Below are 20,452 nucleotides of genomic sequence, written 5' to 3'. Positions count from 1 at the left end.
TCAGCAGGCGCCGCTAGCTCAGTTGGTTAGAGCAGCTGACTCTTAATCAGCGGGTCCGGGGTTCGAGTCCCTGGCGGCGCACGCAAACCAAGGCCTCCTCACCGCGCGTGAGGGGGCTTTGGTCGTACATACGGACGTTTTCGGCCACTCAATGCCCGTGTGAACCATGCCCGCAAGAGGGCCTCAAATCGCGCATATAAGCGATTAACGCCCCGTTTCACCCTTGCGATCATGACGGGGGTCGTAGACCCTGTCCTGGAGCCAATGCCCTCAATGGGGCATCCTTTTAACGCAGTTGGGCGTATTTGGAGAGGAAAATCCCGCTGCCGGAATACGGGGCAGGGGGCCCGTTCACAGACCGAACACGTTACGGGCATCATGCAACCAGCAGGTGACCGTTTCGTGTCTGTAGTGACGGTGGCCCGCCACTGATGCGTCCAGGGCTGATGGTCGAGGGGGACCGACGGTCAGGACGAAACGACCGACCACAGCTCACGCAGCCAGCTTGCGTGCGGGGGGATAACTCATGACGTCGACGCCAGACGGCGCCCGGCAGCCCAACGACGCTTCCCGGACGACTCAGCTCCGGATACCGGCGCACCTGCGCACCGCCGGGCAGCGACTGCGCCCCAAGAAAGCGCTGCCGCGGTACGACTACGAGCACTACAGCCGGCTCGCCGGACCCCTGACCCAGCCCGACCCGGCCAAGCCGTACACCGTGCAGTACCGCTCGCTGCTCTCGCAGGAGCCGCACCGCATCCGGGCGGCCCTGCTGCTCGGCGCGGCGCCGCTGGTCTCGCTCGGCCTGTTCGCCTGGCTGATGCAGCCCCAACACTGGACCGAGCGCGACCCGAACCTCAAGAACGACACGCTGCTCATCCTCGACGTCGTCATGCTCGTCTCGATCGGTCTGATCGAGCTCTTCCGCACGATGAACGTCCTGTCGAACGCGCACGCCACCCTGGTGGCACGCGACCCCGTCCCCGTGGTGCCCGAGACCGGCACCAAGGTCGCCTTCCTCACCTCCTTCGTACCGGGCAAGGAGCCCCTGGAGATGGTGACGAAGACACTCGAGGCGGCCGTGCGGATCCGGCACCGCGGGCTGATGCACGTCTGGCTGCTCGACGAGGGCGACGACCCCGCCGTCAAGGAGGTCTGCGCGCGGCTCGGCGTCCACCACTTCTCCCGCAAGGGCATCGCGCACTGGAACCAGGCCAAGGGGCCGCACCGGGCCAAGACCAAGCACGGCAACTACAACGCCTGGCTCGAGGCGCACGGCGGCAACTACGACTTCTTCGCCTCCGTCGACACCGACCACATCCCGCTGCCCAACTACCTGGAGCGGATGCTCGGCTACTTCCGCGACCCGGACGTCGGCTTCGTCATCGGCCCGCAGGTGTACGGCAATTACGACACCTTCGTCACCAAGGCCGCCGAGTCGCAGCAGTTCCTCTTCCACGCCCTGATCCAGCGCGCGGGCAACCGCTACGGCGCGCCCATGTTCGTCGGCACGTCCAACGCCGTACGCATCAAGGCCATCAAGCAGATCGGCGGTCTGTACGACTCGATCACCGAGGACATGGCCACCGGCTTCGAGATGCACCGCGCCAGCAACCCGGACACCGGGAACAAGTGGCGTTCGGTCTACACGCCGGACGTGCTTGCCGTGGGCGAGGGCCCGACCGCCTGGACCGACTTCTTCACCCAGCAGCTGCGCTGGTCCCGGGGCACGTACGAGACGATCATCAAGCAGTACTGGAAGGGCTTCTACTCGCTGCCCCCGGGCAAGCTCTTCAACTACACGATGATGATCATCTTCTACCCGATGTCGGCCCTCAACTGGATCCTGGCGGCGCTGAGCTGTGCGCTGTTCCTGGGTATGGGCGCCTCCGGTGTGCAGATCGACCCGACGATCTGGATGATGCTGTACGGCAACGCCTCGGCACTCCAGATCGGCCTCTACATCTGGAACCGCCGCCACAACGTCTCGCCGCACGAGCCCGAGGGCTCCGGCGGACTCGCGGGCATGGTGATGTCCGCACTCTCCGCGCCGATCTACGCACGCTCACTGATGGACGCCGTACTGCGCCGCAAGAGCAATTTCGTCGTGACCCCCAAGGGCGACTCGTCCAGCCCGGACACCCTCTTCGGCACCTTCCGGATCCACCTCTTCTTCATCCTCGTCTTCGGCGGATCACTCGGCTCCTCCTTCTACTTCGGGCACGACCATCCGGCGATGATCACCTGGGCCACGCTGGCTCTGCTGATCACCGCAGCGCCGATCTTCGTCTGGCGGCACGGCATCCGCGAGGAGAAGAAGAAGCGCAGACGGCGGCACGGCGGCGGACAGCCGCCCGCCCCCACCCCGGAGGCCCATGTGCCGCAGCAGCGGCCGCACCCTGCCACCACCGACCAGACCATGCAGATCGCCCTTGGGGGACGTAAGAAATGAGCACGATGCCCGTGCGGCCTAACCACCGCAAGAACCGCGCCCGTCGGGTGGCGATAAGTGCGGCGGTGGTCGTCGTGGTGGCCGGGTTCAACGGGCCGGCGATGTGGCGCTTCGGCTCGGAGCAGTACCACGACTACGAGATCAACAAGCCGGAGTACAAGGCGGCCAACGGCCACTGGGACTTTCTGGACGTCCCCGCCGAGTACAAGATCAACACGATTCACGCCGCGCTGCTGCACACCGGCAAGGTGCTGCTGATAGCGGGCTCCGGCAACAACCAGAAGAACTTCGACGCGAAGAAGTTCGAGTCGGTGCTGTGGGATCCGAAGACCAATGACTTCAAGATGATCCCCACGCCCAAGGACATGTTCTGCGCCGGGCACACCCAGCTGCCCGACGGAAAACTGCTGGTCGCGGGCGGCACCAAGCGGTACGAGAAGCTCAAGGGCGACACCACCAAGGCCGGCGGCCTGATGGTCGTCCACAATGAGGACCCCGACGAGCCCAAGACCCTGCCCGCCGGCACGAAGTTCACCGGCAAGGAGAGCGGCAAGACCTTCGTGTCCAAGGACCCGGTCCTGGTGGAGAAGGCGAAGAAGGTCTTCGACAAGAAGACCGGCAAGTTCCTGCGCAACGACCCCGGCCTCGGCCGTATCTATGTCGAGGCCGAGGAGTCCGGGAAGGACTACGAGACAGGTACCGAGGACAACTACCGGGTGCAGGGCCTCAATGGCCCGGACGCCCGCAATGTCTACGGCATCGCGCAGAAGCTCGCGCTCGACAAGAAGGACTTCCAGGGCATCAAGGAGGCCTACGAGTTCGATCCGGTGGCGGAGAAGTACATCACCGTCGACCCGATGAACGAGGCCCGCTGGTACCCGACGCTGACCACGCTCAAGGACGGCAAGGTCCTCTCGCTCTCCGGTCTCGACGAGATCGGGCAGATCGTCCCCGGCAAGGACGAGATCTACGACCCGAAGACCAAGACCTGGAAGTACACCGGGATCATCCGGAAGTTCCCCACCTACCCGGCGATCTTCCTGATGGACAACGGCAAGCTCTTCTACTCCGGCTCGAATGCCGGGTACGGGCCCGCCAACGTCGGCCGCGTCCCGGGCGTCTGGGATCTGGAGACGAACAAGTTCGACAAGATCCCGGGCCTGAGCGACCCGGACAGGATGGAGACCTCGGCGACCGTCATGCTGCCGCCCGCCCAGGACCAGCGGTTCATGGTCATCGGCGGTGGCGGGGTCGGCGAGTCCGAGAAGGCCAGCGAGAAGTCCCGGCTGGTCGACCTCAAGGCGCCGAACCCCCGCTTCAAGGACGGTGCCTCACTCGAGAAGGGCACCCGCTACCCGAGCGCCTCGCTGCTGCCCGACGACTCGGTCCTGGTCACCGGCGGGTCCGCGGACTACCGCGGACGCGGCGGCTCCAATGTCCTCCAGGCGCGTACGTACGACCCGAGGACCGGCACGTACAAGCGGGTCGCCGACCCCGCGGTGGGGCGCAACTACCACTCCGGCTCGGTGCTGCTCCCCGACGGCCGCGTCATGATCTTCGGTTCGGACTCGCTCTTCGCGGACAAGGCCAACACCAAGCCGGGCGTCTTCGAGCAGCGCATCGAGATCTACACCCCGCCGTACCTCTACAGGGACTCCAAGCCCGAGGTGAGCGGCGGGCCGAAGGCCATCAAGCGTGGGGACACGGGCACGTTCAAGGTCAAGAACGCCGCGTCCGTCAAGACGGCGAGGCTGCTGCGGCCGAGCGCCGTCACGCATGTCACCGACACCGACCAGCGCTCGATCGCGCTCGACATGAAGAAGACGGCGGACGGAATCCAGGTCACCGTGCCGAAGAACCGGGCGCTGGTGCCGTCCGGCTGGTACATGCTCTTCGTGACGGACGACAAGGGCACCCCGTCCGAGGGTGTGTGGGTCGAGGTGCCGTAGATCCGCAGCGTATCCGCAAGCGCTCGACCGTACGGGAGAGGGCCCAGCAGCTTCTCGGCTGCTGGGCCCTCTCCCGTACCGCGAAAGCTACTTGGTGTTGCGCGCCAGACCGAGCGCGTACTCCGGCCACCACTCGCCCGCCTTGGGCCCGCCCTTGCAGTCACCGTCCGACTCACCGGGCCGCTTCACCCACAGATACGCGTCGACCAGCGGGTCACCGGTCCTGGCGGTGGGCTCCTCGCCGAGCGCGCGGCCCGGCGGATTGCACCAGTTCTCCTTCGGGTCACCGCCGGTGTACGGGCCGTTGCCGTTGCGGCTGGTGTCGATGACGAAGTGCTTTCCGCCGACCTTCGCGGAGAGCTTCTTGCCGAAGTCCTTGCTCAACGCGGTCGGAAAGAAGTTGGAGACATTGACGGAGAAGCCGTCCGCCTTGTCGATGCCGGCCCGCTGGAGCGGCTCGAAGAGCGCATCGGGCTGGGACCAGCCGGCGTTGCCCGCGTCCAGGTACACCTTCGTGTTCGGCTGCCGCTTCAGCCGCTCGACCGCGCCCTTGAGCAGGTCGAAGCGCTCCTCGTGGAACTCCTGCGGCGTACAGCTGTCGACCAGGTGCAGCACCGCGTCCGGCTCCAGGATCACCGTGGCCCGCCGGTCGCCGATACCTCGCGCGACCTTGTCCACCCATGCCCGGTAGGCGTCGCCGTCGGCCGCGCCGCCCTTGGAGAACTGGCCGCAGTCACGGTGCGGAATGTTGTAGAGGACGAGCAGCGCGTCCCGGTCGGTCTTGGCGGCCGCCTCGGTGAAGCCCTTCGCCTCGGACTCCGGATTGTCCGGACCGATCCACTCACCGACCGGCTGACCCGCGATCTTCGTGATCAGCTCGGCGTTCTTGTCGTCGCCGTCCTTACGGTAGGAGGCGACCTGCTTGGCGGCCTTCCCGTCGGGATTGACCCAGTACGGATCCTTCTCCTTGGGCTGCTGGCTCACCACCGGCTTCTTGTCCTCGTCCCCGTCGGACGAGCAGCCCGCCAGCAGCAGCACCGCCCCCGCCGCGGCCACGCACAGCCGGGCATGCCCGGTGCAACTCCCGTACATCCACTCCCCCTTGGGTGCACTGATTCCAGGCCGTCTCCAGGCGCCCCGTCCCGGACAAGACCGGTCGAATCCATCCTGGCACACCCGCCGTGAGCGCCACGAGGCCGGCTTCGCTTCGTGGACATCCTGTGACCGGGCAGCGGGGATATCATGTGCCAGCTGTTTCGTCACACTCCCTGGAGGAGGGCTTGGTCAGTGCTCGCATGGCTGCCCTGCTGGACGAGCTGGCACTGCGGCGGACCGACGGACTCGACGCGTCCTTCGCGCGCCGGTGCGCCGATGTCCTCGGCGTCGACGGACTGGCGGTCACACTCTCCGGCGACGGCTCCTTCGGCGAACTGGTGTGGGCGAGCGACCCGGTGAGCGCCCGGCTGGACGACCTCCAGTTCACTCTCGGTGAAGGACCTGGTGTGGACGCGGCGGACGGCGGCGTGCTGGTACTCGACGCCGATCTCCACCTGGTCCCGCGTTCACGCTGGCCCGGTTTCCTCTCCGCCGCCGGAACACTGGGCCTGCGCGCGGTCTTCGCCTTTCCCCTGCAGATCGGAGCCATTCAGGTGGGCGTACTCACCTGCCGCCGGTCCACGCCGGGACGGCTCGACGCGACCGAACTGACCGATGCCCTGGTACTCGCGGACGCACTGACCCTGACCCTGCTGGGGGACGTGGCACACGGATTCGCCGAGCATGCCTCGCTGCACCGTGCCGAAGTCCACCAGGCGACTGGGATGATCGCAGCGCGGCTGGGTGTCACACCCGCCGTGGCGCTCGTACGACTGCGAGCGCACGCATACGCGACAGAACGCCCCATCGTGGATGTGGCCAGGGACATCGTGGCGCGGAGGCTTCGGCTTCCCGCCGATGGGGTAGAGCGGGACGGCGACGACACCGGCCCGCGAAACCCCGACGGAGGTGGGTGACAAGGATGGACAGCACCTTGCGCGAACAACGGATCGCCTCGGCCTTCGTGGAGCTCGCCGACACTCTCGTCGCCGACTTCGACGTGATCGAATTACTGCACCGGCTGTCGAGCCACTGCGTCGACCTGCTGGACGTCGAGGCCGCCGGACTGATGCTGGTGAACCAGCGCGGCCAGCTGCAGACCGCCGCGACCTCCGACGAACGGTCCTGGCTGCTCGATCTGCTGGAGCTCCAGCACAGCGAGGGGCCCTGCCTGGACACGTACGGCAGTGGTACGGCGGTGCCGCCGATCTCGCTCGACAGCCGCGAAGCGAAGCTCCGCTGGCCGCAGTTCGCCGCACAGGCCCGGCAGTACGGCTTCGAGGCCACCTACGCCGTACCCCTGCGGCTGCGCGAGCACGTGATCGGCGCACTGAACTTCTTCCTGATGAATCACCAGGAGCAGCAGTCACGAGGGCAGTTGACTCTGGCGCAGGCCCTCGCGGACGCCGCCACGATCGGCATTCTGCAGCAGCGGACCATACAACAGGGTGAACTCCTCGTAGAACAGCTGCAGTCGGCGCTCACCAGCCGGATCCGGGTGGAGCAGGCCAAGGGCATGCTCGCGGAGCGGTGGGGCGTCTCCGTGGAAGAAGCGTTCGAGTCGATGCGCCGGTACGCACGGACGAAGCGGGAACCGCTCTCCCGCCTCGCGCAGCAGATCGCCAATGGAACACTGCCTTCCGAGGCGCTGCGGTGGGCCGCCGACGGGAACTGAGGGCGACGACGTCACGACAAGGCGTCATCCGGCCTCTAGGCCGGACCAGTTCCCCGCCCTAAGGTGTGGGGCAATGGCCCGGCTCACATGAACCGGACCACAAGACCTCCTGCGCCGGCCCGGGCTTCTCCCGCAGCCCGGGCACCCGCGGTAGAGGACCGGCTCGGCCGGCGGCTCCGGGGGGAGCGCGTCGCCGGTCGAGCCAGGTTGCCGGTCGGGCCGGGTTGCCGCACTCCGGAGCGGCTGTCCACGGCATCCACTTCCCGGTCCACTTCCCGGTCCGCCTCTTGATTCACTTCTTGATTCACTTGTTGGCGACACCGGTCAGATATGCCGACACCACCACATTGGCGCTGTACGTGCGCGTCGCCCGGTCGAAGGTGCCGCCGCAGGTGATCAGCCTCAGTTCCGCGCGCCCGTCCTTGCGCGGCCCGTAGACCTTCTTCGCATCGAACCGGTCCCGGCCGAAGACCTGGACGTCGTCAATGGTGAATTCGGCGACCGAGCCGTCAGTCCTGGTCACCCGTACCTTCTCGCCGGGCTTGGCGGCACTGAGACCGTAGAAGACGGCCGGTTTCGTCTCGGTGTCGACATGGCCGACGAGCAGCGCGGTACCCACCGCGCCCGGCTTCGTACCCCTGCCGTACCAGCCGACCGTGCGCGGCATCGCGTACGGAGGCGGGTCTATGGCACCCGTGACATCCAGGCCACGCGGGACCACCGCGGCGGTGATGCCTATCGACGGGATGTCCACCTGGTGCGGCTTCGCCGGCCGCATCGGGTCGTGGGCGGGCGGCAGGGGCACGCCGAGCGGGCGGCCGACCGCGGCCACATCGCCTGTGGTGGGGGCTGAGCTGCCGCCGGGGCCGCCGGTGACCTCACGTCCCCACAGCCACAGCCCGAGCAGCAGTACCGCCCAGGCCACTCCGATGAGCAGCCGGCCGGTGCCCGCCGGACGTTCGGCTGACATGTCAGTCAGCGTCCGTGCGCCGGCGCCGCGAGGTGCGGGAGGCCACGGCGACCGCCGCCACGCCCGCGAGGACCAGACCGATCACGGTGTGCGGGGTTCCGGGGCCGGCGTCCTGCGGGTCCGCCTCGCGGGCGGCGAGCTCGGCGGCAGCGCCGCCGCCGCCTGCCCGTACCGGTGCGACGGGCGTCGGCTGCTCGGTCGGCGCGTGCGTCGGCTGCTCGGTCGGCGCGTGCGTCGGCTGCTCGGTCGGCTGGTGCTGGACGACCTGGACGCGGCCGGTGCCGGCGTGGGTATGGCCGTCGCAGGTGACGCTCACGTTGTACGTGCCGGGCTTCACGGTGGATTTGACCGACGTGTTCCCGAACAGCTGGGTGCTCTGTCCCTCCCGGCGCAACAGCTCGGCGTCCAGGACGAAACCCTGCGACGCGACGGCTCCCGTCGTGCCCTTGCAGCCCGTGACACGGAACTGCACCTCGCCGCCGGGTGCTGCGGAGGACGGGGCGACCGTGACCGTCACGGAATCGCTTGCGTACGCGGTGGGGGCCGCGGGTGCCAGGACGAGTACGGCGGCCGCCCCTGCGGCACGGAGAGCAATCAAACCTGAACGCATCGTGAACCTCCTGATACCCAAAAGATTCACCCGCGCCGGGCGTTTTCGCATCCGCAGGGGCCGGCTCACTGCTCCATATGGGCCTCTGACGTGCTCAGATACGGTCGACGAGATCCGCGATCGAATTGACCACACTCGACGGCCGGAACGGATACTTGTCCACGGTCTCGCGGTCGGTGAGCCCGGTCAGCACCAGAAACGTCTCCATACCCGCTTCCAGGCCGGCCAGCACGTCGGTGTCCATGCGGTCGCCGATCATGGCGCTGGTTTCGGAGTGCGCACCGATCGCGTTCAGTCCGGTCCGCATCATCAGCGGGTTCGGCTTGCCCGCGAAGTACGGATCCCTGCCCGTCGCCTTGGTGATCAGCGCGGCGACCGCACCGGTGGCGGGCAGCGGGCCCTCGGCGGAGGGGCCCGTCTCGTCGGGGTTGGTGCAGATGAACCGGGCCCCGGCGTTGATCAGCCGGATGGCCTTGGTGAGCGCCTCGAAGCTGTAGGTACGGGTCTCGCCGAGCACCACATAGTCGGGCTCATGGTCGGTCAGCACGTAGCCGATGTCGTGCAGGCAGGTGGTCAGCCCCGCCTCGCCGATGACGTACGCCGTGCCGCCGGGACGCTGGTCGTCCAGGAACTGCGCAGTGGCGAGCGCCGAGGTCCATATGTTCTCCACGGGCACGTCCAGGCCCATCCGGGCCAGCCTGGCATGCAGGTCGCGCGCCGTGTAGATGGAGTTGTTGGTCAGTACCAGGAACGGCGTCCCGGTCTCCCGCAGCTTCTTGATGAAGGCGTCGGCGCCCGGGATCGGCACGCCCTCATGGATCAGGACACCGTCCATGTCGGTGAGCCAGGATTCGATCGGCTTGCGCTCTGCCATCTGACGGGACTCCTGCCGTGTGCAGTGTGCAGTGTGCTGTTCTGGGACGCCGGAGGCACGGCTCTGCGGCCCTCCGGCATCCCAGCCTAATCACGTGGTGCTGATCTTGACCCCGGCGGTGCCCCGGTACCGGTGTCAGCTGCCGGTCGCGGACTTCCAGGCGTCGACGTACGCCGGGAGGTTCTTGTCGATGTCCTGCCAGTCGGGCTCGAAGACATCGACACCGTCGATCAGCTTGGCGAGCTCGATGGCGTTGGCGTCGGTGGCCTTGACGTCCGTGCGGGCGGAAAAGCCGCCGCCGACCGCGCTGACCTGCCGCTGGGCCTTCTCCGTGAGCATGAAGTCGAGCAGTTTCCGGCCGTTCTCGCTGTGCGGGGCCGCTGTGACGAGCCCTGCGGCGTACGGCAGCGCGAAGGTGGTGGGCCTGCCGCCGTCCTTCGCCGGGAACCAGATACCGAGGTTCGGCATGGACCTGGACTGCCCGAAGTTCATCTGTACGTCGCCGTTGGCGACCAGGATCTCACCCTTGTCGACCTTGGGCGCGAGCTTGGAGGTGGAGGAGGACGGGCCGACATTGTTGGCCTGGAGCTTCTTGAGGTAGGCCATCGCCGGCTCCTTGCCGCCGAAGTCGTGCATCGCCTTGATGACGACTGCGGTGCCGTCGCCCGCGACGCCGGGCGTGGAGTACTGCAGCTTGTCTTTGTACTTCGAGTCCAGGAGCTGCTCCCAGGTGGCGGGCGCGGTCGTCAGCTCCTTCTTGTTGTAGACGAACCCGAAGTAGTTGTTCACGACCGAAGTCCACTTGCCGTCGCCGGACTTGTCGCCGCCCTTGACCATGTCGGAGCCCTTGGGCTCGTACGACTGGAGCAGCCCCTTGGAGTCGGCCTGCTGGATGAAGGGCGGGAGGGTGACGATGACATCGGCCTGGGTGTTGGCCTTCTCGCGGACGGCGCGCTGCACCATCTCGCCGGAGCCGCCTTCCACGTACTTGACCTTGATGCCGGTCGCCTTCTCGAAGTCCTTGAAGACCCGGTCGTACCAGCCGTCGCCCTTCTCGCCCTTGAGGCCGTCGGCGCTGTAGACGGTGACGACCTTCTCGTCGGAGGCGGCGGAGGAGGAGCCGCAGGCGGTGAGGGACGCGGCGAGCGCAAGGCTGCCGGTGACGGCGGCGATCGGCTTGAGGGAGCTGCGTACAGAGCTGTGCATGGCGTGGTGCACTCCTAGCGGTAAGAGGCTTTGGTGCGGATACGGGATACGGCGATGAGCACGAGCAGCGTCGTGCCCATCAGGACGACCGCGAGGGCCGAGCCGGTGAAGAGGGACCCGCGGTCGGTGGCGGTGAAGATCTGCACCGGCAGCGGCATCCAGTCCGGCGGGTAGAGCATCATCGTGGCGCTCAACTCGCCCATGGACAGGGCGAAGCAGAGCCCGGCGGCCGCGTTCAGCGACGGCAGCAGGAGCGGGAGCTTCACCCGCCACAGGACGTACGAGGGCCGGGCTCCGAGGCTCGCCGCCGCCTGTTCGTAGATCGGGTCGAGACGGATGACGGCCGCGGCGACCGACTGGTGGGCGAACGCCGTGACAAGAACGGCGTGCGCGAGGATCACGAGCCAGCGCGTGCCGTTGAGGAGCATCGGCGGCCTGGAGAAGGCGACGAGAACCGCCAGGCCGACGACGACGGAGGGCACGGCGACGGGCAGCACGAACAGCGCGTCGAGTGCGCGTCGGCCGCGCTTGCCGAGCGCGGAGCCGGCGAGCGCCGCCCAGCTGCCGACGGTGAGTGCGAGCAGGCTGGCGGTGACGGCGGTGATCAGGCTGGTGGTGAGGGCCTGCAGGGACTCCCCGCGGACGGCGGCGCCGTAGTGCTCGGCGGTGGGCCCGGATGGGAAGGCGCCGGACCAGTTCGTCGAGAAGGAGGCGGTGACGATCACGAGGAGCGGCAGCGCGAAGAGCGGCAGAAAGAGGATGAGGAAGAGCGCCCAGGTGACCCTCTTCCCCTTGCGGCTAAGCACCAACACGGCGGCTGACCATTCGGTAGAGGCTGTAAAGGCCCACGGAGATGGTGATGTTGACGACGGCGACGACGCAGGCGGCCGGGTAGTCGGACTCGAGGATCGCCTTGCCGTAGACGAGCATCGGCAGGGTGGTCACGCCCTTGGCCCCGGTGAAGAGGACGATGCCGAACTCGTTGAGGCACATGACGAGGACGAGACTGCCGCCGGCTGCGAGGGCGGGAAGAGCCTCGGGCAGGATCACGCGCCGGACGATGCGCGCGGGCCGCGCGCCGAGTGAGGACGCCACCTCCAACTGCGCGGTGTCGAGCTGCGAGAAGGCCGCGAGCAGGGGGCGTACCACGAAGGGAGTGAAGTAGGTGATCTCCGCGAGGAGTACGCCCCCGGGGGTGGAGAGGAAGTGGAACGGCCCTTCGGCCGCGCCGGTTACGTCCGTCCAGAGGCCGTTGGCCATGCCGACGGTGCCGTAGATGAAGAGGAGGGCGAGCGTGATGAGGAAGGAGGGGAAGGAGAGGAAGACGTCGATGAACTTGGCGACCGCCTTGCCGCCGGGGAAGGGCACGAAGGCGATGATCAGGGCGAGGGTGAAGCCGAGGAGGAGACACCCGAGGGTGGCGCCGACGGCGAGCCAGACGGTGGTGGTGAGGGCGTCGCGGAAGGCCGCGGAGGCGAAGACACGGGTGTAGGGGGCGAAGGAGGTACCGCCCTCGTCCGGCGAGAGCGACTGCTGAACGACGAGGGCGAGGGGGTAGACGAAGACGAGCCCCAGGATGGCGACCGGGGGCAGGGCCCATACGAAGCGAGGTGTCCCGCGCGGCTGCCGGGGGGTGCCGGGCCCGTCCGGGCCGGCCGCGGCACGTGGACTTGCCGCCTCCGTCCGCTCCTGGCCGGCCGCCGCGTCACTCACGGGCGGCGACGGCGTGCCGGCGCCCGCCGGGTGACCCGCACCATCGACCGGGGTAACCCGGGCCGGAACCTCTGCCCGGCCGGAGGCCCGGCGCAGCCCACGACGGGCCGTCGGCTGCGGCACGTCAGGCATCGGACGCCCCCTGTCCCGCCGGCAGCAGCACCGCGTCCTCCGGTGCGAAGTGCAACGTCACCGTGTCGCCCAGCTCCGGTGTCCGGCGCAATTCGCGGACGTCCGCCGTCACGCGATGACCCGCCACATCCACGTACAGGCGATGCGTGGAGCCGCGCCACTGAATCTCCGTGAGCCTGCCGCGCAGCGGGTTGGGGCCCTTGCCGAGGCCGACGAGATGTGGGCGTACGCAGAGCGTGGCCTTCGCGCCGGCCGACGCCCCGCCCGTCGAGACCTTCACTTCAGCTCCGGCGAAGGAGACCGAACCGGAACCGACCGTCACCGGCAGCAGATTCGCGTTGCCGACGAAGGACGCGGTGAATTCGGTACGGGGGCGGCGGTACAGCTCGTGCGGCGTACCGCAGTCCTGGAGCCGCGCCTTGTCCATGACCGCGATACGGTCCGCGAGCGTCAGCGCCTCGGCCTGGTCGTGCGTGACGTACAGCATCGAGACGTCCGGCAGCTCCCGGTGCAGCCGCGCCAGTTCCGCCAGCATCCCGGACCTGAGCTGCGCGTCGAGCGCCGACAGCGGCTCGTCGAGGAGCAGGACCATCGGGCGGATCGCGAGCGCACGCGCGATCGCGACGCGCTGCTGTTGCCCGCCCGAGAGCTCGCGCGGGTAGCGGCTCGCGTACGACGCCATGCCCGTCATGTCGAGGGCCTCGGCCACCCGGACGGCTACGTCGCGCTTCGGGGCCTTCTGCGCCCGGAGGCCGAAGGCGACGTTGTCCTTGACGCGCATATGCGGGAAGAGCGCGTACTGCTGGACCACCATGCCGATGCCCCGCAGGTGTGGCGGCAGCCCGGTGACGTCCCGGCCGCCGATGAACACCCGCCCGGAGACCGGCCGCACAAAACCCGCGACCGCCCGCAGCGCCGTCGTCTTCCCCGATCCGGACGGCCCCAGCAGCGCCATGACCTCTCCCGGTTCGACGGTGAGGTCGAGCGAGTCGAGCGCTGTGGTCCCGCCGTTCCCCCCGTACGCGACCGAGACGTTATCGAAGCGGATGCCGCTCGTCATCGGTCCGCCCCGGCGAGCAGGCCGGGCAACTCGGCGACCGAGCCCAGCACATGTGTCGCGCCGTGCTGCTCGAGCTGCCGCTTGTCGTGCGCGCCGGTCAGCACGCCCGCGACGACGCCCGCTCCGGAGCGTACGCCGCTGAGCATGTCGTACGAGGTGTCCCCCACGACCGCGATCTGCTGTACGCCGTCCACCGCCCCGGTGCGCAGGAACGCGGTGAGCACCATGTCGGGGTAGGGGCGGCCGCGGCCTCCCGCGTCGGCCGGGCAGAGGGTGAGCTCCACCAGGTCCTGCCAGCCGAGCGCGGCAAGGATCGCGTCCTGGGTGGCGCGGGCGAAGCCGGTGGTCAGGACGACGGTGCGGCCCTGTGCCCGTAGCTCCTCAACGGCCGTCCTGGCGCCGGGAACCGGTGCGATGCGGCCGGCGTCGACCAGCTCCCCGTACGCCTCCTCGAACGCGGTGTTGGCCTGCCCGGCGCGCGTCTCGTCACCGAAGAGGTGCCGGAATACGGAGATCTTCGACTCGCCCATGGTCGCGCGGACGTAGTCGAGCATGCCGGGCATCGAGTCCGGCTCGGCACCCACGCGCTCCGCGGCCGCCACGAAGGCCTGCTCGACCAGCCCCCCGTCGGCGACCGTCGTACCGGCCATGTCCAGTACGACGAGGTTCAGCTTCGTCAACTTCCTCACCAGCCCAGTTCGTTCGCGGTTGTTTCGGCAATGGCGGGCGAGCAGGTCATCCCGCGCCCGCCAGGCCCGGTCACCAGCCACACGCCGTCGCGCACCTGCTCCCGGTGCACGACACGGCTCTTGTCGGTGCACTGCGCGTACACCCCGGCCCAGCGGCGGCGGATCTTCGGCAGCGGCCGGCCGAGGAAGGACTCGACGACCCCGGCGAGGTGCTCGTAGGGGTCCTCGAGGGTGTCGAAGGCGAACGGGTGCTCGTACTCATGGGTGTCGCCGATGGTCAGCCCGCCGTCGCGGCGCTGCACCATCAGCAGCTGCATCCTGTGCGCGGCGGCGGCCGGCGCCTGTGCCTGGCCCGCTTTGAGCGCTTCCAGGGCCTCGCTCGCGTACGCCGGGTAGTAGCGGAAACTGTCGGCGTCGGCGATCGACGTGGTGAGCGGCTCTCCGAGCGGATCGGTCTGCATCATCTGCAGGCGCACCCGGCGTACGGGGAGGCGGGGGGCGAGCTCGCGGACGAGACCGGAGAGCGACGCGCCCGTACAGAGGACGACGGCGTCACCGGTGTGCACATCGCCGTGGTCGTCGCGGACGGATCCCTCACCGGGCACGTCGCGGACCTCGCGCCCGCCGAGGTATGTGTACCGCCCGGACGCCAGCAGAGCCTGCTTCAGCGCGACTTGGGAGGGGCGCGGCTCGACGGCGGCGTCCCGCTCGCACCACAGCGCCGCCGCGAACCCGCCGCGCAGCGCCGGGTTGATCCGGCGCGCCTCGGCCGCGGTGACCAGCCTGTAGCCGCGGGCAGCCGCGTCGGGCCCGGCCACGGCCGCCTCGGCGACGGCCAGCTCCAGGTCGTTCCGTACGGGAGTGAGCGAGCCGATGGCCCGGAAGCCGAGCGCCGGCACGCGCTCCCCGATGGACTGCCACAACTCGCGGGCACGGAGCGCGGTTTCGAGCTCCTCGCCACCCGCGCGACCGCTGACCCATATCTGGCCGAAATTGCGCAGGCTCGCGCCTCGCGCCTCCGTCTCGCGCTCGATCTGAACGACCTGGTGGCCGCGTTCCACTGCGTGCCAGGCGTGCATGGTTCCCACCACGCCGGCTCCTACGACGATGACTCTCACGGCCGCAACGCTCCTGGGGACTGGTGGCCCGGATGACTCCGGACAGCAACGGGAGGGTGAACGGGCACCCAAACTTGGACTAGACCCGTTACCTTCTCGTTATCTTCGTGCCACGTCCAGAGTGCGTTGCAAAGTTTGCGTCAGCCGCCGTCGCCCAGAGGATTCTGGTCGCCCAGATGCGTGGTGAAGCTGAAGCGGTCGCCGCGGTAGAGCGTGCGCACCCGCTCCAGGGGCTCGCCCTCCGTGTCCCGCGAGACGCGGTGGAGCAGCAGCATCGGCAGGGCCGGCGGCGTACCGATCAGCAGGGCCTCGCGCGGCGTCGCGAGCACCGTCTCGATCCGCTCGTCCGCGTCGCCGAAGGAGATCGACAGGCGCTCGCGCAGATAGGCGTAGAAGGACGAGTCGGGGTCGAAGTCGGCGTCCAGCCGTGGCACCCGGGCCACCGCGACATACGTACTCTCCAGGCCGACCCGCTCGTCGTCCGCGAGGAGCACCCGCTCCATGTGCCAGACCGGCTCACCGCGCGCCGCCCCGATCTGGCCGGCCAGCGCGTCGGAACAGGGGAAGCGGTCGAGGCTGATCAGGCTGCGGCCGGGCCGGCGCCCCTGGCGCCGTACGCCCTCGGTGTAGCTGGCCAGCGAGAGCGGCTGCTCCAGCTTGGGACCCGCGACGACCGTGCCGCGGCCCTGGCGACGCAGCCGGCCCTCCAGGAGCAGTTCGCGCAACGCCTGGCGCACGGTCTCGCGCGAGACCTCGTACCGTACGGCGAGATCGCGCTCCGTGGGCAGCGGTCCCCCTTCGCCCAACTCCTCGATCAGGAGGGAGATACGGGCCTTGACGGCGTAGTACTTGGGGATCCGTCCGTGCTCCGGGATGCCGGACCGGACAGCGGCGCCGGGCGCCTGGTCGTTCGGGTAGTCCACCCGGGAATGCTCGCAGACGGAGGTGAACGCTCAGCGTCGCCCGGCACGCAGCCGCCGGGAGGCCAGGACCAGCGCCCCGCCGCACAGCAGTACGGCACCGAGGGCGGCGCTGAGGCGCAGCGGCGGGCCGGTGCCGGTCGCGGCGAGCTCGTCGGGGGTGTCGGTGACCCCGGAACCGTCGCCGTCCACGACGGTGAAGTGGTAGTCGCCGGACTCACCCACCCAGTCGCCGTCGTCGCCCTGCCGCTGCACGATCGCGGCGTTGACCGTGACGTCGTTGGGCGGGGTATCGGCGGCGAGGGCGACCCGGACCTTGACGGTGACCGACTTACGAGCCGGGACGACGAAGCCGGGGAACCCTCCGTCGAGGACCCCGACGACCTCGTCCTCGGCGGTCGTCTCGAGGGCGACGGGGCGCCAGCGGGCCGTCAGGTCGTCGTAGAACTCCAGGCCGACCCGGGCGGCGGTGAGACCGCTGTCGCGTCCACTGAAGATCATCACCGGGTGGATGCTGCGACAGCTCTCGCCGGTGGTGTTGGCGAGGTCGACGGACCACTCCTGGAAGCCGGCGCCGGGCCGGTGGGCGGTGGGGCCGCCGTGGATGCGGGTGTCGATGGGGAAGTCGGGGTCGGAGACCTTGCCGCAGGTGGGCTGCTGGTCAGCGGGCTTTCCGGCCGCGGGTACCGGCACCGGTGCGGCGGCGGTCCGAGGCGGTGCGGGCTGCTCAGGTGCTCCGGCCTGCCGAGGCGCCGCTGCCCGCCCGGGTACCGCGGCCCGCTCACGCGCCGCCGCCTGCTCGCGCGAGCCTGCTCGCTCAGGAGCCCCGGCGGACCCGGGCGTCTTGGCGGGCCCGGCGGCGGTTTCGGCGGCGGCGCGTGCGGTCACAGCTGCGGCCGTCGCGGCGGAGCCGAAGAGCGCCGCGGGCGCGATCGCGGCCGCGGCGACTCCGACGGCGAGGGCTTTGCGCAGTCGCATGGGTGACCTTTGCTGTTCGGCTGCTCACGAACCGCCGGGGATCGCCCGGTCCTCCCCAAGACCCTGCCACGCGCGCGCGTTCGAAGGCGCTCTCCGCGGCCTCAAACGGCCGTACAGCCTCCCAATTTCCCCCTATCAGCCTATTTTCGGTGCGGTGGGAGACGCTTCGGCGCGTCCGAAGACAGGCGCGAGTACCAACTGCGCGGCGCCCTCCGCGACGACGTGTGCGCCTCTGCCCGTGACGGCTACCGGGACGCGGACACGCCCGCCGACTCCGCGTACGAACGGCTCGGCGTCCGCCGCGACGATCCGGCCGCCGAGCAGTACCCGGTCGATGTCGAGCAGCTCGACGAGGTTCGCGGCGCCGGTGCCGAGGACGCGGGCGGCCAGGTCGAGATCGCCGCGGTCGACGGCCGCGAGGCAGAGCGCTTCGATACAGCCCCGCTTCCCGCACCCGCACTCGGGCCCGTCGAGCTGGATGACCTGATGCCCGAACTCCCCCGCGCCGGTGCGCGCGCCGCGGTAGAGCGCACCGCCGAGGACGAGACCGGCACCGAGTCCCGTACCGAGGTGGAGGTACGCGAAGGAGTCACCGGGTCCGCGAAGTGCGAGCCCGAGGGCCGCGGCATTGGTGTCCTTGTCGAGGACGACGGGCAGCCCGAGCCGCGCGGCGAGCGCGTCGCGGAGGGGAAACCCGTCCCACTGCGGAAACCCGGTGACGCGATGCGGGACACCGGTGACGTGATCGAGCGGCCCGGGCATGGCCACGCCGACGCCGAGGACGCGTACGCCCTCCAGCAGCGCCTCGACCTCTGTCGCCACCCGCTCCACGACCGCCTCGGCCCCCGCGCCCAGATCCAGCGGCGCCGTGCGGACCGCGACCGGAGCTCCCGCCAGGTCCAGCAGCACCGCTGTCAGCTCGTCGCGGTCCAGGTGCAGCCCGACCGCGTGGCCCGCCGAAGGGACCAGCCGCAGCACCGTGCCCGGTCTGCCGCCGGTCGACGCGCGGCGGCCCGCATCCGTCGCCAGACCCTCGTCGCGCAGCCGGGCCGTGATCTTGCTGACCGCCTGCGGGGTGAGCCCGGTGCGCTCGGCGAGCTCCATCCTGCTGATGCCGCTCTCACCCGCCGTACGCAGCAGATCGAGCGCCAGCGCGGCGTTATGGCTGCGCAACGCAGGCAGGTTCGCTCCGGCAGCTCCCGTACCGCTCCTCACAGTCCTGTTCACGGACCCCATTGTCCTCTCCGCTTGCACTTTGGCAACACCGTTGCTTAAGTGGAACGCATGACTGGCACCGTCTCCCGTACCCCCCTCCGCGTCGGACTCGTCGGCTACGGCCTGGCGGGCTCCGTCTTCCACGCCCCGCTGATCGCCGCGACCGAGGGTCTCGCCCTCGACACGATCGTCACCTCGAACCCGGAGCGGCGGGAGCAGGCCCGCGCCGAGTTCCCGGATGTACGCTTCGCGGCCACGCCCGACGAGGTGTGGGAGCGGGCCGGCGAGCTCGATCTGATCGTGATCGCCTCCCCCAACAAGACGCATGTCCCGATCGCCACTGCCGCCCTCAAGGCCGGCCTCCCGGTCGTCGTCGACAAGCCCATCGCCGGCACGGCCGCCGAGGCGCGTGAGCTCGCCGCACTCGCCGAGGAGCGCGGTCTGCTGCTCTCCGTCTTCCAGAACCGCCGCTGGGACAACGACTTCCTCACCCTCCAAAAGCTGATCGCGGACGGCGAGCTCGGCGAGGTACTGCGCTTCGAGTCGCGCTTCGAGCGCTGGCGCCCCCAGCTCAAGGGCGGCTGGCGCGAGTCGGGCGACCCGCAGGAGATCGGCGGTCTGCTGTACGACCTGGGCAGCCATGTGGTCGACCAGGCGCTGACCCTGTTCGGCCCGGTGGTACGGGTGTACGCCGAGGCCGATGTCCGCCGGCCCGGCGCCGAGACCGACGACGACACGTTCATCGCCCTCACGCATGCGAACGGCGTCCGCTCGCATCTGTACGTCAGCGCCATGACCGCGCAGCTCGGCCCGCGTTTCCGGGTACTCGGCTCGACGGCGGGCTATGTGAAGTACGGCCTGGACCCGCAGGAGACGGCCCTCCGCGACGGCACGCGTCCCGACTCCGACCCGAGCTGGGGCACCGAGCCCGAGTCGCTGTGGGGCCGCGTCGGCGCGGGCGAGTCCCCGCTGACCGGCGGCGGCCGCCCGGTCGAGACGGTTCCGGGCGACTACCCGGCGTACTACGCGGCCATCGCCACCGCCCTGCGCGAGGGCACGGCCCCGCCGGTCACCGCCCATGAGGCGGCGGCCGCACTCGAGGTCCTGGAGGCCGCGCACCGCTCGGCCCGTGAGGGCATCACCGTGGAGGTCTCCGCATGACCGTCTCGCCCACCCCCTCCCCCTCGCCCACCCCGTCCACGGCGCCCGCGCCCGCGGCGCTCACCGTCGACGAGCTCATCGACCAGGAACGCCGGCTGACCCTGCGCCGGTTCACATACGAGGACGCCTGGATGCTCGGCAGCCTGCTCGTCGAGCTGGCCCGCGAGCGCCGGTCGCCGGTCGCGATCGACATCCGGCGAGGAGCGCAGCAGCTCTTCCACTGCGCACTGCCCGGCTCGAGCGCCGACAACGACGCGTGGATCGACCGCAAGCGGAGAGTCGTCGAACGGTACGGCCAGAGCTCGTTCCTGGTCGGCACCCGCCACCGCGCGAAGGGCACGACGTTCGAGGAGTCCTCGCGCCTGGACCCGGACATGTACGCGGCCCACGGCGGCTCGTTCCCGATCACGGTCGAGGGCGCGGGCATCATCGGCTCGGTCACGGTCTCGGGCCTGCCGCAGGCGGAGGACCACGCGATGGTGGTCGAGGCGCTGGAGCGTTTCATCGCGGCGTGAGGCAAGGAATGGGCCCACCCGGCGCCCAATCCAGCCCGCCCGGCGCTCGAGGACAACCCACCACCGGACCGGCCCATCCCAGCCCGCCCGGCGCCCATCCCAGCCCGCCCGGCGCCCAAT

General features: G+C 69.6%; 19 protein-coding genes and 1 tRNA gene. 7 read left to right on the top strand and 13 right to left on the bottom strand.

The genetic code is table 11. From position 1 onward, the window contains the following. Positions 1-7 precede the first annotated feature (7 nt). From ACWDZ6_RS25960 to ACWDZ6_RS25950, 3 genes are all read left to right on the top strand, one after another. Positions 8-81 (top strand) — tRNA-Lys (locus tag ACWDZ6_RS25960). 445 nt (positions 82-526) lie between these two features. Then, positions 527-2,452, top strand: a complete 1,926-nt coding sequence (locus ACWDZ6_RS25955) for a glycosyltransferase family 2 protein (RefSeq protein ID WP_451504754.1) — start codon at positions 527-529, stop codon at positions 2,450-2,452. Next, positions 2,449-4,401 carry a galactose oxidase-like domain-containing protein gene (locus ACWDZ6_RS25950; RefSeq protein WP_451504753.1) on the top strand — a complete coding sequence of 651 codons (1,953 nt, stop codon included), beginning with the start codon at positions 2,449-2,451 and terminating at the stop codon, positions 4,399-4,401. Before ACWDZ6_RS25955 ends, ACWDZ6_RS25950 begins: the two co-directional genes overlap by 4 nt. An 87-nt stretch (positions 4,402-4,488) precedes the next feature. On the opposite strand, the gene ACWDZ6_RS25945 is transcribed toward ACWDZ6_RS25950, so the two are convergent. Beyond that, positions 4,489-5,493, bottom strand: a complete 1,005-nt coding sequence (locus ACWDZ6_RS25945; RefSeq protein WP_351447709.1) for a glycoside hydrolase family 6 protein — start codon at positions 5,491-5,493, stop codon at positions 4,489-4,491. Positions 5,494-5,696: 203 nt separating this feature from the next. Between ACWDZ6_RS25945 and ACWDZ6_RS25940 the strand changes: the two genes are divergently transcribed. After that, complete coding sequence (locus tag ACWDZ6_RS25940) at positions 5,697-6,413, top strand: ANTAR domain-containing protein (RefSeq protein ID WP_451504752.1); 717 nt, start codon at positions 5,697-5,699, stop codon at positions 6,411-6,413. 5 nt (positions 6,414-6,418) lie between these two features. Then, the gene (locus tag ACWDZ6_RS25935) at positions 6,419-7,171 is read left to right on the top strand and encodes an ANTAR domain-containing protein (protein ID WP_451504751.1); all 753 of its coding nucleotides are present in this window, start codon (positions 6,419-6,421) and stop codon (positions 7,169-7,171) included. A 304-nt stretch (positions 7,172-7,475) separates the two neighbouring features. On the opposite strand, the gene ACWDZ6_RS25930 is transcribed toward ACWDZ6_RS25935, so the two are convergent. The 12 genes from ACWDZ6_RS25930 to ACWDZ6_RS25875 form a co-directional block, all read right to left on the bottom strand. Then, entirely contained in the window at positions 7,476-8,141 is a 666-nt protein-coding gene (locus tag ACWDZ6_RS25930) for a class F sortase (RefSeq protein WP_451504750.1), read from the bottom strand. A 1-nt stretch (position 8,142) separates the two neighbouring features. Beyond that, entirely contained in the window at positions 8,143-8,751 is a 609-nt protein-coding gene (locus tag ACWDZ6_RS25925; protein WP_451504749.1) for a hypothetical protein, read from the bottom strand. 94 nt (positions 8,752-8,845) lie between these two features. Beyond that, the gene (locus tag ACWDZ6_RS25920) at positions 8,846-9,625 is read right to left on the bottom strand and encodes an HAD-IIA family hydrolase (RefSeq protein ID WP_366730788.1); all 780 of its coding nucleotides are present in this window, start codon (positions 9,623-9,625) and stop codon (positions 8,846-8,848) included. A gap of 135 nt (positions 9,626-9,760) precedes the next feature. Further along, a complete protein-coding gene (locus ACWDZ6_RS25915; protein ID WP_451504748.1) occupies positions 9,761-10,831 on the bottom strand; it encodes a 2-aminoethylphosphonate ABC transporter substrate-binding protein in 1,071 nt (356 codons plus the stop codon). A gap of 14 nt (positions 10,832-10,845) precedes the next feature. Next, on the bottom strand, positions 10,846-11,643 hold the full coding sequence (locus ACWDZ6_RS25910; protein ID WP_451504747.1) for an ABC transporter permease: 798 nt from the start codon (positions 11,641-11,643) through the stop codon (positions 10,846-10,848). After that, positions 11,630-12,676 carry a 2-aminoethylphosphonate ABC transporter permease subunit gene (locus ACWDZ6_RS25905; RefSeq protein WP_451504746.1) on the bottom strand — a complete coding sequence of 349 codons (1,047 nt, stop codon included), beginning with the start codon at positions 12,674-12,676 and terminating at the stop codon, positions 11,630-11,632. The genes ACWDZ6_RS25910 and ACWDZ6_RS25905 overlap by 14 nt, the downstream gene beginning before the upstream one ends. Next, a complete protein-coding gene (locus tag ACWDZ6_RS25900) occupies positions 12,669-13,736 on the bottom strand; it encodes an ABC transporter ATP-binding protein (RefSeq protein WP_451504745.1) in 1,068 nt (355 codons plus the stop codon). The genes ACWDZ6_RS25905 and ACWDZ6_RS25900 overlap by 8 nt, the downstream gene beginning before the upstream one ends. Next, positions 13,733-14,425, bottom strand: coding sequence for a phosphonatase-like hydrolase (locus ACWDZ6_RS25895; RefSeq protein ID WP_451504744.1), 693 nt, complete (start codon positions 14,423-14,425; stop codon positions 13,733-13,735). Before ACWDZ6_RS25895 ends, ACWDZ6_RS25900 begins: the two co-directional genes overlap by 4 nt. Next, positions 14,422-15,543 (bottom strand): TIGR03364 family FAD-dependent oxidoreductase, encoded by a 1,122-nt coding sequence (locus ACWDZ6_RS25890; protein ID WP_451504743.1) that lies wholly within the window; start codon positions 15,541-15,543, stop codon positions 14,422-14,424. Before ACWDZ6_RS25890 ends, ACWDZ6_RS25895 begins: the two co-directional genes overlap by 4 nt. Positions 15,544-15,683: 140 nt before the next feature. Next, entirely contained in the window at positions 15,684-16,466 is a 783-nt protein-coding gene (locus ACWDZ6_RS25885) for a GntR family transcriptional regulator (protein ID WP_451504742.1), read from the bottom strand. A gap of 30 nt (positions 16,467-16,496) precedes the next feature. Next, the gene (locus ACWDZ6_RS25880; RefSeq protein WP_451504741.1) at positions 16,497-17,441 is read right to left on the bottom strand and encodes a hypothetical protein; all 945 of its coding nucleotides are present in this window, start codon (positions 17,439-17,441) and stop codon (positions 16,497-16,499) included. A gap of 135 nt (positions 17,442-17,576) precedes the next feature. Next, a complete protein-coding gene (locus ACWDZ6_RS25875) occupies positions 17,577-18,677 on the bottom strand; it encodes an ROK family transcriptional regulator (protein ID WP_451504740.1) in 1,101 nt (366 codons plus the stop codon). Positions 18,678-18,725: 48 nt separating this feature from the next. Between ACWDZ6_RS25875 and ACWDZ6_RS25870 the strand changes: the two genes are divergently transcribed. Next, positions 18,726-19,817 (top strand): Gfo/Idh/MocA family oxidoreductase, encoded by a 1,092-nt coding sequence (locus tag ACWDZ6_RS25870; RefSeq protein ID WP_451504771.1) that lies wholly within the window; start codon positions 18,726-18,728, stop codon positions 19,815-19,817. Then, a complete protein-coding gene (locus ACWDZ6_RS25865; protein ID WP_451504739.1) occupies positions 19,814-20,332 on the top strand; it encodes a heme-degrading domain-containing protein in 519 nt (172 codons plus the stop codon). The genes ACWDZ6_RS25870 and ACWDZ6_RS25865 overlap by 4 nt, the downstream gene beginning before the upstream one ends. Positions 20,333-20,452 lie beyond the last annotated feature (120 nt).

The sequence above is a fragment of the Streptomyces sp. NPDC002926 genome (assembly GCF_053591755.1).
The sequence above is the reverse complement of the archived record's forward strand: the minus strand, read 5'-3'. Positions and strand labels throughout refer to the sequence as shown.

What these genes read in the sequence shown, in the direction of transcription:
- ACWDZ6_RS25955 (WP_451504754.1), top strand. Translation starts at nt 527, where the DNA reads ATGACGTCGACGCCAGACGGCGCCCGGCAGCCCAACGACGCTTCCCGG.
- ACWDZ6_RS25950 (WP_451504753.1), top strand. Translation starts at nt 2,449, where the DNA reads ATGAGCACGATGCCCGTGCGGCCTAACCACCGCAAGAACCGCGCCCGT.
- ACWDZ6_RS25945 (WP_351447709.1), bottom strand. Translation starts at nt 5,493, where the DNA reads ATGTACGGGAGTTGCACCGGGCATGCCCGGCTGTGCGTGGCCGCGGCG.
- ACWDZ6_RS25940 (WP_451504752.1), top strand. Translation starts at nt 5,697, where the DNA reads ATGGCTGCCCTGCTGGACGAGCTGGCACTGCGGCGGACCGACGGACTC.
- ACWDZ6_RS25935 (WP_451504751.1), top strand. Translation starts at nt 6,419, where the DNA reads ATGGACAGCACCTTGCGCGAACAACGGATCGCCTCGGCCTTCGTGGAG.
- ACWDZ6_RS25930 (WP_451504750.1), bottom strand. Translation starts at nt 8,141, where the DNA reads ATGTCAGCCGAACGTCCGGCGGGCACCGGCCGGCTGCTCATCGGAGTG.
- ACWDZ6_RS25925 (WP_451504749.1), bottom strand. Translation starts at nt 8,751, where the DNA reads ATGCGTTCAGGTTTGATTGCTCTCCGTGCCGCAGGGGCGGCCGCCGTA.
- ACWDZ6_RS25920 (WP_366730788.1), bottom strand. Translation starts at nt 9,625, where the DNA reads ATGGCAGAGCGCAAGCCGATCGAATCCTGGCTCACCGACATGGACGGT.
- ACWDZ6_RS25915 (WP_451504748.1), bottom strand. Translation starts at nt 10,831, where the DNA reads ATGCACAGCTCTGTACGCAGCTCCCTCAAGCCGATCGCCGCCGTCACC.
- ACWDZ6_RS25905 (WP_451504746.1), bottom strand. Translation starts at nt 12,676, where the DNA reads ATGCCTGACGTGCCGCAGCCGACGGCCCGTCGTGGGCTGCGCCGGGCC.
- ACWDZ6_RS25900 (WP_451504745.1), bottom strand. Translation starts at nt 13,736, where the DNA reads ATGACGAGCGGCATCCGCTTCGATAACGTCTCGGTCGCGTACGGGGGG.
- ACWDZ6_RS25880 (WP_451504741.1), bottom strand. Translation starts at nt 17,441, where the DNA reads ATGCGACTGCGCAAAGCCCTCGCCGTCGGAGTCGCCGCGGCCGCGATC.
- ACWDZ6_RS25875 (WP_451504740.1), bottom strand. Translation starts at nt 18,677, where the DNA reads ATGGGGTCCGTGAACAGGACTGTGAGGAGCGGTACGGGAGCTGCCGGA.
- ACWDZ6_RS25870 (WP_451504771.1), top strand. Translation starts at nt 18,726, where the DNA reads ATGACTGGCACCGTCTCCCGTACCCCCCTCCGCGTCGGACTCGTCGGC.
- ACWDZ6_RS25865 (WP_451504739.1), top strand. Translation starts at nt 19,814, where the DNA reads ATGACCGTCTCGCCCACCCCCTCCCCCTCGCCCACCCCGTCCACGGCG.